At 70.7% G+C, this 16568-nt stretch carries 14 protein-coding genes; 8 read left to right on the plus strand and 6 right to left on the minus strand.

What is annotated here, in order from left to right:
• Positions 1-82 precede the first annotated feature (82 nt).
• From IF28_RS0135265 to IF28_RS0135285, 5 genes are read right to left on the minus strand one after another with little or no spacing between them, the layout of a single operon-like run.
• Positions 83-1321 carry a cytochrome P450 gene (locus IF28_RS0135265; RefSeq protein WP_051713992.1) on the minus strand — a complete coding sequence of 413 codons (1239 nt, stop codon included), beginning with the start codon at positions 1319-1321 and terminating at the stop codon, positions 83-85.
• Positions 1318-1914, minus strand: a complete 597-nt coding sequence (locus IF28_RS0135270) for a GTP-binding protein (RefSeq protein WP_030229374.1) — start codon at positions 1912-1914, stop codon at positions 1318-1320. Before IF28_RS0135270 ends, IF28_RS0135265 begins: the two co-directional genes overlap by 4 nt.
• A complete protein-coding gene (locus tag IF28_RS0135275) occupies positions 1895-2266 on the minus strand; it encodes a DUF742 domain-containing protein (RefSeq protein WP_030229377.1) in 372 nt (123 codons plus the stop codon). The genes IF28_RS0135270 and IF28_RS0135275 overlap by 20 nt, the downstream gene beginning before the upstream one ends.
• Positions 2263-2697 (minus strand): roadblock/LC7 domain-containing protein, encoded by a 435-nt coding sequence (locus tag IF28_RS0135280; RefSeq protein ID WP_030229379.1) that lies wholly within the window; start codon positions 2695-2697, stop codon positions 2263-2265. The genes IF28_RS0135275 and IF28_RS0135280 overlap by 4 nt, the downstream gene beginning before the upstream one ends.
• Positions 2694-4055, minus strand: a complete 1362-nt coding sequence (locus IF28_RS0135285) for an ATP-binding protein (protein ID WP_051713993.1) — start codon at positions 4053-4055, stop codon at positions 2694-2696. The genes IF28_RS0135280 and IF28_RS0135285 overlap by 4 nt, the downstream gene beginning before the upstream one ends.
• A gap of 1082 nt (positions 4056-5137) precedes the next feature.
• Between IF28_RS0135285 and IF28_RS0135290 the strand changes: the two genes are divergently transcribed.
• Positions 5138-6769 (plus strand): alpha/beta hydrolase, encoded by a 1632-nt coding sequence (locus IF28_RS0135290; RefSeq protein WP_234325413.1) that lies wholly within the window; start codon positions 5138-5140, stop codon positions 6767-6769.
• Between the two features lie 322 nt (positions 6770-7091).
• On the opposite strand, the gene IF28_RS0135295 is transcribed toward IF28_RS0135290, so the two are convergent.
• A complete protein-coding gene (locus tag IF28_RS0135295; RefSeq protein WP_030229386.1) occupies positions 7092-7541 on the minus strand; it encodes a winged helix-turn-helix transcriptional regulator in 450 nt (149 codons plus the stop codon).
• Positions 7542-7660: 119 nt separating this feature from the next.
• On the opposite strand from IF28_RS0135295, the gene IF28_RS0135300 reads away from it, so the two are divergent.
• The 7 genes from IF28_RS0135300 to IF28_RS0135330 all read left to right on the plus strand — a co-directional run.
• Positions 7661-8578, plus strand: coding sequence for an NADP-dependent oxidoreductase (locus IF28_RS0135300; protein ID WP_030229388.1), 918 nt, complete (start codon positions 7661-7663; stop codon positions 8576-8578).
• Positions 8579-9480: 902 nt separating this feature from the next.
• Positions 9481-10134, plus strand: coding sequence for an HAD family hydrolase (locus tag IF28_RS39350; RefSeq protein ID WP_158713746.1), 654 nt, complete (start codon positions 9481-9483; stop codon positions 10132-10134).
• A gap of 155 nt (positions 10135-10289) precedes the next feature.
• On the plus strand, positions 10290-11351 hold the full coding sequence (locus IF28_RS0135310; RefSeq protein ID WP_078621667.1) for a monodechloroaminopyrrolnitrin synthase PrnB family protein: 1062 nt from the start codon (positions 10290-10292) through the stop codon (positions 11349-11351).
• The gene (locus IF28_RS0135315; protein ID WP_030229393.1) at positions 11348-12493 is read left to right on the plus strand and encodes a hypothetical protein; all 1146 of its coding nucleotides are present in this window, start codon (positions 11348-11350) and stop codon (positions 12491-12493) included. The genes IF28_RS0135310 and IF28_RS0135315 overlap by 4 nt, the downstream gene beginning before the upstream one ends.
• Entirely contained in the window at positions 12490-13158 is a 669-nt protein-coding gene (locus tag IF28_RS37225; RefSeq protein ID WP_051713995.1) for a class I SAM-dependent methyltransferase, read from the plus strand. Before IF28_RS0135315 ends, IF28_RS37225 begins: the two co-directional genes overlap by 4 nt.
• Position 13159: 1 nt before the next feature.
• Positions 13160-15592: a pyridoxal phosphate-dependent decarboxylase family protein gene (locus tag IF28_RS0135325; protein ID WP_030229396.1), complete on the plus strand. Its 2433-nt coding sequence runs from the start codon at positions 13160-13162 to the stop codon at positions 15590-15592.
• Positions 15589-16568 (plus strand): hypothetical protein (locus IF28_RS0135330; protein WP_030229399.1); only part of this gene is annotated, 980 nt, incomplete at its 3' end. The genes IF28_RS0135325 and IF28_RS0135330, both read left to right, overlap by 4 nt.

Consider the following 16568-nt stretch of genomic DNA (forward strand, 5'->3'; position numbering starts at 1 on the left):
GTGGCCGGGCAGAACACGGCCCCCGGGGTGTGTGCATCCCGGGGGCGGTCGGCGGGTCAACTGTTGGTGCTGGTGGTGTAGGTCAGGCGGTCACAGGGACGCTACCCCGTGTTGCCCTCCGGGAATCCGGTGTATGCGGAGTGAAACGGCAGGGGAGCACGGTGAGGACGCGGTAGATGGGGCCCGGCTGATAGGTCAAAGTCGCCGCGGGCACGGTGAGCTCGATGTCCGGCAGTCTGCCCATCAATCGCTCGATGGCCGCGACCGACACCACGAACACGATGTTCTCGGCGGGACAGGCGTGGGGCCCGGCGGCGAAGGCGAGGTGCGCCTTGTGGTCGGAGCGCTGCTCGTCGGCCGCCTGCTGAGCGTGGGGGGAGGTGTTGACCGCGGCGTAGGAGACCATGACGGGGTCCCCGGCTTCGACAGCGAGTCCATGGAAGGTGAGGGGGCGCCGTGCTCGGTGCAGGCTGTACATGGCCAGGGGCGGGTCCGCCCAGAGCACCTCGTCGATGGCATGCCGGATGGGCAGACTCCCGGTGGTGAGAGTGCCCCGGTAACGCTGGTCGGAGAGGATCTGCGCCAGGGTGTTGGCGATCAGACCGGCCAGCGTGCCGTAGGCGGCGCCCTGAGTGATGAGTACCTGGTTGATCACCTCCTCCGCGGTGAGGCCGTGCGGGTGGTCCATGAACCACGAGGTGAGATCGCGGCCGCGCCGCGCACTCTTCATGGCGTACAGACCGCCCAGATAGGCCGTGAGGGCCTGCTCACCCGCCTGCTTGGCCTGTGGAACCGTACTCATCAGCGCCTCTATCGCCGACATGAGCTGGTCCGCACCTTCGTCCGGCATGCCGAACAGGGTGTTCAGGACCATGAGCGGCAGCCTGCGGGCGTACTGGGCGACCAGGTCAGCCCTTCCCACGTGGCTGAACTCGTCCAGCAGCGAGTCCGCGTGACGCCGGGTCACCTCGCGCAGGTGCTGAGGATCGAGCAGGGCGAAACTGTCGGTGACGACCCTCCGCAGATGCGCGTGTTCCTCTCCGTCGGCGAAGAACAGACTGGGCCGCCACTGCAGGGGCTCCTTGATCGGACTGTCCGCCGGTACCGTCGTGTCCCAGCCGCGGGTGTCCTTGGTCCAGTTGTCGGAGTCCTGAAGCAGATCGAGGGCGGCCCGGTAGTCGGTGATCACCCACACGAAGAGTCCGGGATCGATCTCGGCGCGGCCCAGCGGCCCCTGCGCGCGCAGAAGCTCGTAGCTGTGCTGAGGATCGGCGGCATGCTCCGGCCCGTACAGCGGAACGGCGTCGGGGGTGGCGGTCACAGGCTGCCTCCGGCACGCGATACGAGGTGGGCGGAGAGCGCTCGCAGCGCGTTGAGGCTCGAGTCCCAGTCACGTGCGTCGCAGATGACCAAGGGGGTGTGGTCCTCCACGTCGAGCTTGAGGCGCAGGGTCTCCTCGTCGTACTCGGGGGATTCGGGGAACTGGTTCACGGCGACCGCGTAGTCCAGCCCGCTCTCCTCGATGAGGTCGATGACCTCGAAGGAATCGGCCAGCCTCCGGGTGTCGACGATGACCAGCGCGCCCAGGGCGCCCCGGGCATAGTCGCTCCACAGGGGCTTGAACCGCCGCTGACCGGGCGTTCCGAACAAGTACAGAACGATGCGTCCCTGAGCGATGGTGAGACGGCCGAAGTCGATGGCCACCGTGGTGGTCTTCTTGTCCGGGACCGCGAGTTCGTCGACGTGCGCCGCCGCATCCGTCATCACCTCCTCGGTGTGGAGGCTCGGTATCTCCGAGAGCGTGCGGATCATCGTGGTCTTGCCGATGCCGAACGGCCCGGCCACCAGTACCTTCACCCGTTCCTGGTTGGAGTCCGGCAGGTAGACCGGTGCGCTAGAGGGCGAGGAGCCCATGCATAACCTCCTCGAGGAGGGCCTTGTCGGGCCGTCCGGCGTTGATGGCGGGAGCGAGGGCGTCGGGAAGCGGCGCAGCGGCGCGCAGGTGGCCGTCGGACACCAGCTGCGCGGCGAGCATCTTCACCACGCCGACCGGAAGGCGCAGATAGCCCGCGATCTCCATCACGGTCAGCCCGCCGTCGCTGACCAGGTTGAGAAGTCGCTGATGAGCAGGCGTGTGATGGGGCAGCGCGGACCGGCCGGTGGCCTGTAACGCGGTCAGCTCTTCGAATCTGCTGTGCTCGGGCGCGCCGACGCCACCGGTGGCCAGGTAACTGGGAACCAGTCGTCGGGCCGGACCGGGGCTCATGATGCGGGGCCGGAGGAGCGCGTGGGTACGGACATCAGCGCCTCGCCGAGGTTCTTCGCCTGCCGGGCGAGGGTGTGCGCGACGATGTTCATCGGCACATCGGTGCCGAAGGAGGCGGCGATGAACGCGTTGGCTCCGCCGGCCGGCATGACCATGAGCGTTCCACAGGCGTCGAGCTGGACCGTGATGGTGGAGATCGGGGTCTCGTCGGGCGCCTCGAGCGACACGAGGGCCGCCGCGCGAGCGGCACCGTGCAGGGCGGACACCATCGCTGCCATGCCCTCGGACTCATCACGGCCGAGGCTGCCCGAGGCTCCCACGACGATGCCGTCGGCCGACAGGATCAGCGCATGCCGGACCCCGATCTCGATGATCGGGTCCAGGACCCAGGAGGGGTCGGGGATCTGCTGGCTGAGAGTTGACTGGCTCAAGACTTGTCCTTGTTCTCAGATTCGGTGCCGTCGCGTCCGGCGGCAACTGCCTGCTCGAAGTCACCCCACGCGGTACCGGCCTCCTCGGGGTCCACCGGTCGAGGCGCGCGGGTCAGTGAGCGGCCGCGGGAGGAGCCGCTCCGGCGCCGACGCTGGGGAAGCGTATGCGCGTCGCCCGCAGAAGGTGCACTGACGTCACGCAGTCCCTCCGCGGGTTCTGCGGACACCGCCGTGACCGGAGGTATCGGCGTGCGAGGCGCCGGGGTCGGCATGGCCGCCATCGCCGACGGCGGTTCGGCCGTCTCGTCGATCGTGGTCAGCAGATGCTTCGGGACCGCCAGTACGGCACGGACTCCGCCGTAGGGTGAGACCTGGTCCACCGATACGTGGAATCCGTGGTCGGCGACCAACTGTCCGATGGCCGCGAAACCCAGAGCCGGAGGGTCGCCCAGCTCGGTGATCAGCAGGTTCCCGGCGTTGTCACCCGCCACCAGCCGGGTGCCGCGCGCCACGGCCTCGCGGGTCATGCCCTTGCCCGCGTCGTCGATCTGGACGCAGACGCTGCCGTTGTCCGTCTGGAGCAGGGTGACCTCGACCGCCAGATCGCCCCGCGACGACTCCAGCGCGTTCGCCATCAGCTCGGCACAGGCCACCGCCACCGGTTCGGCGGCCCGTCCGACGACGCCCACCCCGCCGGCCGGCAGTTTCGTGTGGACCTGGACCCGCTCGAATCCGTGCAGACGCGACGTGGCGCCCGCGACGACGTCCGGAAGGTGAGTGTCGGGCCGCACCAGACCAGGCCAGGAACCACTCACGATGGCCGCCTTCTGCACCAGGCGGAGGACCCGCTCGTTGAGCTGGTCGATACGGAAGTACTCCTGCAGCACCTCCGGGTCACGACAGTCGCGCTGCAGGTCGTCCACGAGCGTCTGCAGCCGGAAACTCTGCGCCTGGATGGCCGTGCAGGCTCCGCGCAGCGCGGCCCGGGCGGCGGCATCGATGCGACCGCGCTCCTCGACCAGCGACTCCACGAACAGGTCATGTGCTGCCTGGATCTGGGCGGCGTAGTCGCTGCCGTCGTCCAGCAGGGCGCCGGGAACGGGATGGTGATCACTGATCAGGTGCAGGGCCGCAGCCGGCAGCCGACTGCTCACGAGGTGGCGCAGTTCCTCGAACTGCGCCGCCTCACGGGCCTGTAGCGCGGCCAGTGCCTGACTCTGTTCGGCCGTTTGCGCGCTGAGTTCCGCACAACGGCGCGAGAGGGCCGCACGGGATTTGGCCAGAGCCACCACGGCGACGGTGCCCACCACGGTCGCGGCGCCCAGCACCGCAACGGCGGCTTCGGGGTTCGGAGTCACGGATAAGGGGTCCTCGGAGTGTGAGCGCCGGTCGCCCGCGGATATCGGGCGACTGGGGACGCCCACTCCGGGCAGGCCGACCTGGCGACGCGGGTAGGGGAGGGGCGCGTCCGTCCGGCCGCCCTGGGAGGCGGCCCGCTTCCCGAAGTCCCATGTCCTCACGGGGTTCGTACGTGACGTTCTCGCACCGAGGACGGTACGCGGACGCACCGGACAATCCGGGGGTAATGGAAGGGAGGGCATTTCGCTCCGAGCAGCAACGGGCAGCTGATGCCGCATGTTACTCATATAACGATCAGCTTGTAGCGTGTTCACACAGCGTCCACAAGGTTGATGCCGATCAGGGTGCGCCGGCCCGGCATCCGGTGGCGTACTCGCTCCGACCGCTCCGCGCAGAGACGGCCACGAAGCGCTGCCGACTTCGTGGATGAGGCCCCCGGCCTGTTCTCTCGTCGCCCGGCCACCGACGTATCACAGCCCCGGAGCGGAGACGCCGGTCACGACATGGTGATCGTCACCGACTCTCCGGGTCCGATGCCGATCCGTGCGCAGGGCGCAGTTCCGTCGTCGTAGCTCCGGCACTGCGGATGGCTGGAGAAGTCACCTTGCCTTCGCGCCAGGAACGATCGACGACGCAGCCGCCCCGACTACCTAGTCAGGTGACCGAGCTCTTGCCCGCCCAGGCACCACGGAGTGCGGGCAGTAGTTCGATCACGCCGGGACGGGGAGTAGGAGCATCTCCAGCACGGCGACGGCACCACTGAGGTCGGCATTGACGCGCCAGATCGTGTACTGCCCTGGCCGTACCTGCCGAACCGATTCCCCGATGTGCCGACGCCACTGTCTCTGGCCTCCTGGCCGGCTTCGGGACGCCGTCAGGGAGACGGGCCACCCGGCCGCAGGCCGCTCGGGGTGGGACACCACCATGAGCGTTGCGGGGTCGAAGGGGGCAACGCCATTCGGCTGCGGTTGCCTCGCATGCCGCGCCGCCACGCGGTGTTCTTGACACGGATGCGGGCCGGGGACCGGGCGATGGTGGCCTCGGGCGCTCAGCCACGGAGAAAGAGGGATGGAGTATGCCCATGCCCCCCAAGCGCGGACTCATAGCGGGTCACCGACGTCATACCGCGGTCATCGCAGCGTTGGTGACCTGCTCGACGATCCTGGCCGGGCCGAGCCCCGCCTCGGCCGGCGGTGCGCCCACACCTTCTGGCCCCGCCCCACGGCTGGACTGGAGTCAGTGCGTCTCGGGCAGTGAGTTCGACTGCGCGACCGCGAAGGTGCCGCTGGACTACGACGATCCGGGTGGTCGCACCATCGAGCTGGCTGTCGTCAAACGGAAGGCGGCCGACCCCGGCCGGCGCATCGGCACCCTGTTCTTCAACCCCGGCGGCCCCGGCGGCCCGGGAACGGTGCAGATGCCGCAGAACTACGAGTCCTTCCCGCGCGAGGTGCGGGAGCGGTTCGACATCGTCAGCTGGGATCCCCGCGGGATCGGCAACAGCACCGCGGTGAACTGCTTCGGGAGTTCCCAGGAAGTCGCGGACTGGAACGCGAGCAAAGCGACGGGCTTCCCGGTGGGAGAGCAGGAGCGGGCGGACTTTACCGCCGCGTACGAAGAGCTGGGCCGACGCTGTGAGCAGCGTGCACCCGAGTTCGTGCGCCATGTGTCGACCGCCGACACCGCTCGCGACCTCGACCAGCTCCGCCAGGCGGTGGGCGACCAGCAGCTCACCTACTACGGGATCTCCTACGGCACCTACCTGGGCGCCACCTACGCGAATCTCTTCCCCGGCAGGGTCCGCGCCATGGTCTTCGACGCCAACTGGGACCCGCGGGCGTGGACGAACAACGCCTCCGACGAGGCCCCCCGGACGACCTCGTTCCAGCGCTTGGGTTCCGGACTCAGCGCCGCGGAGACCGTGAACCGGTTCCTCACCTTGTGCGGATCCACGACGACCGCCCACTGCGCTTTCTCCGCCGGCAGCCCGAAGGCGACTCAGGACAAGTACGACCAGCTGCTGCGGCGGCTACGAGAGGAGCCTGTGGGCCCGTGGACCTACGCCGGCACGGTGGCCGACGTGGTGAACAGCCTCTACGTCGTCCAGCCCGGGGCGACGAAGCTCGCCGCCAGGCTGCAGGACCTGTGGAAGGGCCGTGTCCCGGAGCCGTCCCCCCTCCCGCCGCCGCCACTGGTCCCCCACCCGGATCCGTATCTGGGCGAGGAACAGAGCACCGCGGTCTTCTGCGGCGACAGTCCCAACCCGCGGGACCCCGCTGTCTACCACACCCTGGCGGAAGAGGCCGCCGTCCGCGCGGGGGACACCGGACGCTTCTGGATCTGGGCCTCCGCGGGCTGTGCCTCGTGGCCGGCGGTCGCCGAGGACCGCTACCGCGGCCCGTGGAACAATCCGACGGCGCACCCCATCCTGGTCGTCGGGAACACCTACGACCCCTCCACCCCCCTCTCGGCCGCGCAGGCCATGGCCGAGGAACTCGCCGACGCCCGCCTGCTGACCCACGATGCGGTCGGACACACGGCACTGTTCAACCCCAGCAGCTGCGTCCAGGCCCACGAGAGCCGCTACCTGATCGACGGCACCCTCCCGCCGCCCGGAGCGTCCTGCCGGCAGGACACGCTCCCCTTCTCTCCCGTCAAGCCCAGCGGCGGCGTCAGCACCGGCGGGGGCGGGATGGCCCGTACCGTCACCTGAGCGGGCCATGGTTTCCGGCCAGGCCGGAGGCTGCGCTCGTTCTGCCACCCGGACAGCATGACAACCAGGGCGGTGAAGCAGCGTCAGTCTGCCGCTCTTCCGGTGTCTCAACAGCTGTCAGTAGCACGACGCCGTCGTCAGTGACCGACCAGCCGGGGCGGCGAAGTAGGTCGACCACGCGGCATTCCGTCCGGCGACTGTCGGGCGACCTCAACTCCATCCCACGAGGATCAAAGGTCTTGCGGCGTACGTGACCACGAGAAGCGGACCAGAAACGTCGGACACCGGCACAGCCGTCTGGCCGCAGGTTCCCCCGGCACGCTCAGCTTCCGGCGGCCGTGCGGTGGTGCTCCTCGCGGTGGGCGAGTACATCGGTCATGTGTGTTTCGGCCCAGTCCTTGAGGCCGGCCAGGACGTGGTTCAGGGACAGACCGAGGTCGGTCAGCTCGTAGGTGACGGTGACGGGCACGGTGGGTGTGACGGTACGGGTGACCAAACCGTCGGCTTCCAGGGAACGCAGGGTCTGGGTGAGCATCTTCTGGCTGGCGCCCGCGAGCCGACGGGACAGTTCGGAAGAGCGCATCGCCCGGGGCCCGTCCTCGTAGTCGACCCCGGGGCGGCGCGGACCGTCGCTGCCGAGCGCCGCGAGGATCAACGCGACCCACTTGTCGGAGATGCGCTCGAGCAACTGCCGGCTGGGGCAGCCGTCCATGAACGCGTTGTAGCTCGCTTTCGCCTCGGCCCGCTGCTGAGCCGCCGTCTGCGTCGACATCGATCGCCCCCTCGGTACCTGGAGGCAGGTTACGCACTCTCAAGTGCCCTCTTCCACCGCAGAATCCACAGAACGAGCATGGCACGGAGACGATCACCCCACCGCAGAGGAGCAGAGCCATGGGCACCCCTACTTTCCGCGCCGCCGTCGTCCGTGTCCCGAACGGGCCCGATTCGATCGAGGTCATCGACGTGCCCGTCGTCGATCCTGGCCCCGGCCAGATTCGCGTCGCCATCGCCGCTGCGACGGTCAACCCCACCGATATCGGTGTCGCGGCGGGCTTCTTCCACTCGATGGGGCTGGTCAACCAGCCCGAGCACACGGGTCTGGGCTGGGAGTTCGCCGGCGTCGTGGAAGCATCCGGGCCGGGCGTCGATCTGGCCGTCGGCACCAGGGTGGCCGGTCTGGTGGTCGGCTTCGACCGCGACTACGGCACCTACGCTGAGCAGATCGTGGTCGCAGCGGCCGACGTCGTACCGGTCCCCGACGACCTGGATCTGCCGGCAGCGGCCACGGTCCCCCTCAACGGACTGGCCGCTGCGCAGGCCGTCGACCTGCTCGGCGACGCGCCCGCCGGGGCCGCCCGGCTGCTGGTGACCGGCGCCGCGGGGGCGGTCGGGGCGAACGTCTCCGTCCTCGCCCGGGAACGCGGCTGGCAGGTGACCGGGCTTGCCCGCGGCGGCGACGAGGACTTCGTCCGCGGCCTCGGCGCCGACTTCACCGCACGCGCCGAGCCGGAATGGGAAGCAGTCGTCGACCCCGCCCAGTTGAATGGGGAAGCGCTCAAGCTGATCCGCGACGGCGGAGCCTACGTCGGGTTGCGGCCCGGCATGGAACCGCCCACCGAGCGCGGGATCTCGGTCGCCTCCGTGATCACCGCTTTTGACAGCACACGACTGGCCGACCTCCTCGCCCGCACCTCAGCGGGTGAACTTTCGGCTCGCGTCCACGCGGTCGTCCCGCTGCACCAGGCCGCCGAAGCCCACCGGGCCACCGCCACGAGCGGCCTCCGCGGCCGCTACGTCATCTGCCCCTGACCAGCATGGCGGCGGCGGTGGTCGTGCCGTGGCCGATGCGCAGAGCAGACATGCCTGTGCTCGCTCGACGGGGAGCACTGCTACTCCGGTTCTCTCATCGGCCGGCCGCGGCCCGGGAGCGCATCCATGCGGATGCGCAGAACCCGGGTCTTTGGCGATGCGGGCAGGATTGCGGATCTCGTCGGGGGTACAGAGGGCGCCGACCTCGGTGGCCTGGGTGATGCGAGAGCACGGAGGGCTGCACGCTGTGCCCGTCGCCAACTTTCCGCGCCGGGGACGCGCGTGGTCGGGCGGGGCCGATCCGTGCGTCGTCGCCGGCCGGGGAATGACGGCTTCGCCCCGTTGGTGAAGAACCCCGGTGCGCCGAGTTCGCCGGTGGTCGTGACTGGTGTCCGGCCGGGGTACCGGCTCGATTGAGGTGCCGTTCGAGTTCGCCCGGGACGGCCGGCGCCGTCTCGGTGGTGCGGATGGGAAAACAGGTTGACCGGCCCGTCCACGGTGACTGGTTTTGGTGATCGGTGGCCGGTCGCGGCGTATCCAGTGGCGTCATGAGCGGACGTTCCCGTAGGGCGGGGGAGTGGCCGGGCGTCTGCTGCATCCGACAGTGGCCCGCAGCCGCGTCGGGGCCTGCTGATCGGGCTGCCGCGAACCCGCCGGGGACCCGCCGCGAACCCGCCGCGACGGCGCGCTTCGTACGGCTTACCCGGCCCGATGTCCGGGGCACGCGTGAGCCGTCACGCTGTGACCTGGCTCGACTCCCGTGCGTACGGGACTGGTTGAAGTGCCGGTCCGTGCCGTTTAGAGTGCGCAAAGGTCCAGACCACGCAAGAAGTGGGCGGCCGTACCTCGGTGCGTGCCGTTGGCTTCGTAGTGCACGAGGACGGGGGAACGCGGTGGGAGCGGTGATCAAACGCTCCGGGGGGACAGGACGGCTGATCGTCCTGGACTTCGACGGGGTACTGCTCGACACGGAACGAACCAGCAGCGCGGTCTGGCATCGGCTGCTGAGGGACCAGGCGGTGGAACTGCCCCGCGGAATCAGTGTGCGGCCCGACCGCACACTCGACCGGGACATGCTGCGCCGGGATCTGCTCGACACGGTCGGCCGGCACCGAGCACAGGCGTTGTGGGACGAGTTCGAACGGCTCAACCGTGCCGAGGCCGACCTCCTCGACGCCGGCGCCGGGGTCCGTCCCTTCCTGGCCCACTGCCGGGAGCGGGGCCACCGCCTCGCCGTGGCATCGGGGAACTGCCGCGACTGGGTGGAGAGCCACCTGGAACGGCTCGGCATCCGGCCCGCGTTCGGCTCGGTGCACTGTGCGGGCCCAGGGGTGCGGACCAAGCCCGCTCCCGACACCTATCTGAGGGCGCTGCGCGCCTGTCTCACGGACCCGCACCAGGCCCTCGCGGTCGAGGACTCCTACACAGGGCTGGCCGCGGCACGCGCGGCGGGCCTCGCCGCGGTCTGGTTGACCGATGCCCCGGACTCCACCGTGCCCCCCGGCCCCGTCGCGCGCCGCGTACGCACGCTCGACGAGCTGATCGGCGTCGTCTGAGGAACGGGCACCGCCCGGCGACCGGCACCACGCGACCACAGGCACCGCACGACCGACTTCGGCCCCGGGGCGACGTCTGAGCCGGCGCAGCCGCTGCTGCCCTCGCCCGGGCCCTCACTTTGGAGACTGCAATTTCCGTGCTGCTCGCTTCATCCATGCGTGACCTGGACTTATCAGTGTCCGGTTGCGATCCATTCGACGCCGCCCGCGATGCCTCGCGGCTGCCGGCCCTCAACCGAGCCGGGGACGTCTGCGGCCTCGACGCACTCGCCCGGCTGTGGACCGGCCGGGTCCCCGACCGTGTCCACGACGCCGTGACCGCCAACGCGGCCCTGCGTGACCTCGGCTTCGTCCTCGCCTCCCTGGAGCGCCACGGGGTCGACTACCGGACCGTTCCGTACGCGGAGGAGACGCTCCTCAAGCTGGGCGCGCTCGCCGAGGAGGTGCCCCGGGACAGCGTCTACACCTACGCGCTGCGCAACCCTCAAGATGCCGTGCGGTCCTTCACCGGACTGCCCGAGGAGGCTCTGTTCATTCAGGAGGTCCGCACGGCCGGCATCGCCCTGCGCCCCGCCGTCGACGCGCTCCTGGAGACGCTCACACTTTCCGTCGACGATCCCGCGCTGGCGGAGCTGCTGGCCGAGGCCACGCGCGGGTTCACCGTCTTCGCGCAGTCGCTGCTGTCGGTGAAGCGGGCCATCACTCCGGAGACGTTCTCCTTCGAGATGCGGCCGTACTTCCCGCCGATGACCGTCGGGGGGCAGGTGCTGTACGGACCGGGCGGGGCGCAGATGACTCCGCTGCTCGTGGACATCCTGCTGATCAGACCGGAGCCGGGCGAGCCCCAGGAGGAGTGGTACGAGCAGTACCTGGTCGAGAACCTCCTCTATCTCCCCGCCGCCTACCGGGCGGCGAGCGACCGGGCCCGGCGGCACCGGCCGTTGCTGCCCCGCCTCGTGGACGAGGCCGCCCGGCACCCCTCCCACGGTCCCGAGGTGCAGGGCAACCTGGCCGAACTGCGGTCGCTGTTGCGGGAGGTGCTGCGCTTTAGGCTGCCCCATCTGCAACTGGCCAAGGCCAACATGAACGTGCGTCCGGACGGCTCCCTGGGCAGCGGCGGCTACACCACCGACTCCCTCGACCACCTGGCGGACCTCACCCTCGAAAGGCACCGGCTGCTCTCCGAGGAGCCGGCCGACGAAAGGGCACAGCGGTGACCTCCACGACCCCGGAGAACTCGATGACCTCCCCGCCACCGTCGGCGGACCCCGCCGTGCCCGTCGGCTTCGAGCCCTTCGTCCCCGGCACCGTCCACCACCCCCTGGCCACGCCGTCCGGTCCCGTGCCGGCACCCGCCGACGAGGTCCGCGTGCGCTATCCCACCCGGCTCAACGCGATGGCGCTGCAACCGGCGGCGATCGCGGCCGACAACAACCTGATCTACGACGCCGGAGAGGTCGTCCTCTCCGTCGCCCGGTTCCACCACGTCCACGTGCGCAGGCTCGCGCCGGGCACCGGCCTCGTCCTGGACCCGGAGGTACGACGGCCGGAACTGGTCGAGCACGCCGCCCGCATCATGTGCGCGGCCCTCGGCACGGAGTGCGACCTGGCGATCGGTGTCGAGAGCGACCGGCTGCCCGTGCACGCCGGGTTCGGCTCCAGCAGCAGCCTCATCGCGGCGGTCGCCACGGCGGTCAACCACCTGTACGGCTGTCCGGTGGACCGAGCCGGCCTGCTGCCGTATCTCACCGCCAACCACGGGGAGGAGCACGGCAGTCGGCCCGGTCTGCTGACGCCGGTGCAGTGCATCGGCGGCTCGGCGGCCTCTGGCCTGTATCCGGGAGGCGTACAGGTCGTGGCGGGCCGCAGCACGGTGGTGCTGTCGGTACCGGTGCCCGATCGCCTGTCGCTGGTGATCGGCGTGCCGCGGTCCCTCGAGGAGCGGCCCACCGACGAGCTGATGGCCGCCGAGGCGGACCAGTTCGACCGGTTCCGCGCGACCGGTGAACGGTGGGCGCCCACGATCGCGTACCGGATGCTGCACGAGGCCATGCCGGCCGCGCTGCGCGGCGACCTCGGCCCGCTCGGATCCCTCGTGTTCGACTACCGGTTCCGGATGGGCAGTATCGAGAACTGCTCCTTCTCGCATCCCGGCCTCGTCGAACTGGCCGGACGGCTGGAGTCCCTGTGGCACGACAAGGCGGCGACCATGCTCGCCCTGTCCTCCGTCGGCCCGGCCTTCTTCGCCCTCACCGACGACCCCGACCGGTGCGGCGACCGCTTCGCCGAGCTGGACATGGACGTCATACACGCCCGGCCGCACAACGGCACCTACGAGGAAACGGGGCTCGTCCCATGACCGACGTGACCACGGCCGCCGACCGGGCCGCCGCCTACTGGAACTCTCCCGGCACCGTCACGGAGTTCCGCTCCCTCGACGTACAGCCCTATCTGACCGGCCTGCTCGACAGCACAGCCGTCGACGGCCCCGCCCTCGACGTCGGCTGCGGCGGCGGCCGTAACACCCTGGCCCTGCTGGAACGGGGCTTCGACGTCCTCGCCGTCGACCTGCACGCGGGGATGGTGGAGGCGACCCGGGCCAGGACGGCCGCGTATCCGTCCGGCCGTGTCTCGGTCCGACAGGGCCCCGCACACGAGATCCCCGCCAAGGACGGGACGTTCGCCCTCGCGGTGTGCTACGGCGTCCTGCACAATGCGGTGGACCGGGCCCAGTGGGCGGCCACGGTCACCGAACTGGCCCGGGTGCTGCGTCCCGGCGGGCTGCTGGCGCTGAACACCTTCACCCGCGAGACCCTGGATCCCGTGCTGCGCGCGGGCACGGAGGACGGCCAGTACCTGCTGCCCGACAACGTCCCCATGGTGCTGCTGCCCGTCGACGAGGTGCTCGCGGCGTTCACCGCGGCCGGACTGGCCGCCCGGGGCGAGGTGCACACCTACGTCCGTGACCTGGACGTGGGACCGCGCGCCGTCCTTCGCTGCGTGCTGCGGCGGGAGGGGGACTGACATGGCGGACCTGGACGACGGTTCGACCGAGACCGATCCTTTCCCGCAAAGCCCCCTGCCTGAGGGGGAGTTGGAAGCGCTGCTCGACGCCCGCCTCGCGGAGGTGCCCGGCTGGCATTCCCCGGACGATCCGGTGCGGCTCGGCTTCGCCATGACGGCACCGCATGACCTGGCCCTGGAGACCTTCGGCCGCTTCGCCGCACGCAACCCCAACAACGTCGGTGTGCACACCCGCTTCGGTGACGGTGTCCGCGGCACCCGGCGCCTGGAGCGGGAGGCGGTCCTCGCGCTCGCCGGGCTCCTGAACGCCGACGCCGCCGACGGGTATGTCACCAGCGGCGCGAACGAGGGGACCCTGGCCGGGCTGCGTGTCGGCCGTAACGCGCTGCGTGCCGCGGACGCCGGACGGGTCGTCGTCCTCGCGTCGACGCTCACCCACCACTCCGTGGCGAAGGCCGCGGAAATACTCGGCCTCGAGCTGCGGCTCTGCCCGGCGGGTCCGTCCTGGCGGCTGGAGGCCGCGGCGGTGGCAGCCGCGCTGGACGATCTCGCGGCGCAGAGCCCGGCGGGCGACCGCACCGGGGTGATCGTGGTGTCCACCGCCGGCTACTACAACACCGGCATGGTCGACCCGGTTGACGAGATTGCCGACGTGCTCGCACGACGGGCCGCGAACGGCGGTGACCTGAGGCTCTTCCACCACGTGGACGCGGCGCACGGCGGCATGATCCTGCCCTTCACCGCCCCGGAAGTGCCCTTCGACTTCCGTAACCCACACGTGCACTCGATCGTGCTCGACCCGCACAAGTCCGGCCTCATGCCCTACACTTGCGGGGTTTTCCTGTGCCGCAAGGGCCTGATGGGCCATGGCGCGGTGCCCGCCCCGATGTCCGGCTTCCTCGACGAGACGATCACCGGGTCACGCTCCGGCGCGATGGCCGCCGCCCTGTGGTCGCTGGTCTTCGGGGTGGCGGCGGACGGCTACCGGCAGGTGTTCCGCCACTGTCTGGCCGTGCGCGACCAACTGGCCGACGCGATACGGGCCGCCGATCCCGACGCGGTGGTGCTGCCCTCACCCGGCAACACCGTCGTCGTCGCCGCCTTCTCCCACGAGGGCGGCCGCCTGCCCGCCGAACTCCTCGAGCGCTACCGCCTGGTGGGGAACATGCTGGCGTGGAGCACGCCGGACGGTACGGAGGAGGAGCGGCTCTTCTACCACTTCTACGCCATGCCCCACCTGACCCCGGCCCACGTCGACGGCTTCCGCACCGCCCTCGCCGCCGCGGTCCGCGCGCCCGCGCCATCACGGTCCCGGCGCCCCGCCGGGGACACCGCGGCTCCCGGTTTACCGGGCGAGCTGCGGGAGTTGCGGCGCAGCAGCGTCTGCCTGAGGCACCTCGTGGTCCATCCTCCGCAGCGCCGCGACCCGGACGGCCATCCGCACACGTACTCCTTCCACACCTTCCAGGACCGGGCGGGCCTCGGCGAGGACCTGACCGCACGCCCGTGGGACGGCGACGGCACGCACCCGGGCCTGTACGTCTACGCGCCCGACCTGGACCACCCCTTCGCCAACGAACTGTTCGGGGTGACCGATCCCCGGCGATACGCGCTGGAGGTTCTCGACCGTAACCAGCAGAAGCTGTCGCTGGTCGGCGCCGCGCACTTCTCCGTCTTCGGCCCCGAGCCCCGGGACGCCGACCGGCCCGTGGTCCTCGCCAACTTCCACGCGGCCGGGACCTTGCGGTCCGTCGAGTACAAGTACGGGGACCGCCGGTACAACGACGAGGTGCAGGTCTTCCGGGACACGATCGTGGTCAAGGTCGGCAAGGACGCGCGCAGTGTGCACCGCGACGGCGACGACTACTCCTTCTCCCTGGACACCTCGCTGGAGCTGCGGGTGAGGGTGTCGGACGACGACAGTGCCCCGCGTGTCGAGCGGGTGGCCCGGCACGCCGATCCGGCGCTGCCACGGCGGCGGCATCTGCTGCGCGGCCAGTACCGCCGGTTTCCCAACCGGTTCTTCGACACGGTCATCGAGATGACCGTGGGGCGGCGGCATTCTGCGCCCGGCGCACCCCGTGTGCCCGCTCTGCCGGGCGGCGGCGTGCTGGCCCGGTCCGCGGAACTGGACCTGGTCCGTGTGGTGCCGTCCGTCCAGGACGGCGATCTGCGGGTGACGCTCACCGCGGTCGACCAGACCGGCGAGGCCGTGTTCTCGGTGCCGCTCGGCCTGGGCGCCCGGCTGCCCGCGCTGCTGACGGGCATCCCGGTCGGCGACCCGGAGAGCCTGACGCCCGCCGAGGTGGTGACCTGGGCCGCCGGTCTGTATCCGCCGGTGCGGGCGCTGCGTGAGGCGGCCCGCTCCCAGGGACGTTACCGGCACCTGTCCGCCTGTCCGGACGGCCCGCCCGGACAGGCGCAGCCGTCATGACCACGATCGCACTCGTCGTGCTGTGGGGCGTCCTGTCGTGGGGGGTCCTGCTCAGCGTGCGCGCGGTGTACGCCGCCCGCGTCCTCGACCGGCGGCGGCACGCCGTGCCCGTCGTCGGTGTGGGGCCGCGCGTCGTCCTGCTGGTGCCGGCCCTGCGCGAACAGGAGCTGCTGGCCGAGGTGGTGCGGGCGGCGGCCGGGCTGTCGTACCCGCCGGGTCTGCTGCATGTCGTCGTGGTGACCACGCAACGCGAGGAGCGGGAGCGGGACGCCGTGGCGGCGCGGGTGCCCGCTCTGGCGGACGATCTGGTCAGTGGTGGCGTGGAGGCCGCGGCCGCCCGGCTCGCCGGGATCGTGCCGTCCGGCCGGGCCGCGGAGACCGTGCGGCGCATCCGCGCTTCCGGTGATCCGGCTGCCGCCTTGCGTGGGGAGATCGGGGCTGTCCTGACCACGCGTGAGGTTGCCGCTGCCGTGCTGCCGGTGATCGCGGCCGAGCACCCCGGGGTCGGCCTGCATCACTTGCACTACACGGGCGAGGGTGCCAAGAGCGGTCAGCTCGTACATGCCGTCGAGCAACTGGCGGACGTGCTCCCGCCCGACGCCGACCCTGCCTACACCTACGTGGGGCTGTATGACGCGGACTCGCAGCCGGACCTGGGGAGCCTGGAGCAGCTGGCGGCCACCGTGTCCCGGGGGGATGGACCCGTGCCCGACCTGGTTCAGCAACTCCCGCTCCAGCTGCGCCGGCCTGACGCGGCACGAGGTGGCGGCACGGACGTGCTGATGCGCGCCCACGCCCTGGCCGATCTGCGCCGCCGCACGGGCGTGGAGGCGTACCGCATCCTGGCCCGGCGCCGCATCCGGTCCGCGCGGTTGCCTGTGTGGCTTGGGGTTGTTGTGGAGCCGGTGGTGTACGGGGTCGGCGCCGGGCTGTTCGTCCGCCACGACACTCTGGTGTCTATTGGTATGTACGAGGA

It is taken from the genome of Streptomyces sp. NRRL WC-3626 (assembly GCF_000718785.1).
In the GTDB taxonomy this organism is placed as follows: Bacteria; Actinomycetota; Actinomycetes; order Streptomycetales; family Streptomycetaceae; genus Streptomyces; species Streptomyces edwardsiae.